The sequence below is a fragment of the Proteiniphilum sp. UBA5384 genome, from assembly GCF_002410825.1.
Taxonomy (GTDB): Bacteria; Bacteroidota; Bacteroidia; order Bacteroidales; family Dysgonomonadaceae; genus Proteiniphilum.
On sequence record NZ_DHOS01000076.1, the window covers coordinates 1 to 399 of the forward strand.

Consider the following 399-nt stretch of genomic DNA (forward strand, 5'->3'; position numbering starts at 1 on the left):
CGAGGATACAGGGGCTTTTATGGGTAGGTTTAAGTTGATTGGTGCCAGCATGTCCGTGGGTGCATCCGGCGCATGATTGTTATAGGGCCGGGTGAGTCCGAACTTGGTTTTCCAGTAGTGGAAGCTGGAGACCGTATAGGACTCGTTCGCACAAAAATCCTTGATGCTTAACCCGCTCTTCTGTTGGCGTTCCAGTATCGCCAGGAATTCTTCTTTGCTTATAGGCTTCATAGAAATACGTTTGCAGGCAAAGATCGGAAAAAACCATTTTCGCTAAAATGGGTATTTTATCGGGGGCTTACGCTTCTTAGTTGCAGATTCATTCCCCTGCATACATCTTTGTCCACAGTGCTAAAAGTCCTGCGAACAGCAGCTCTAACAGGCTCCATGGCGGCAAAC

The 399-nt window shown here is 47.9% G+C and carries 1 protein-coding gene; it reads right to left on the bottom strand.

Features of this window, described 5'->3' with window-relative positions; genetic code table 11:
* Positions 1–231: IS66 family insertion sequence element accessory protein TnpA (gene tnpA, locus B4G81_RS15050; protein WP_414703213.1), on the bottom strand; the 231-nt coding region annotated here is incomplete at its 3' end.
* Between the last annotated feature and the right edge of the window lie 168 nt (positions 232–399).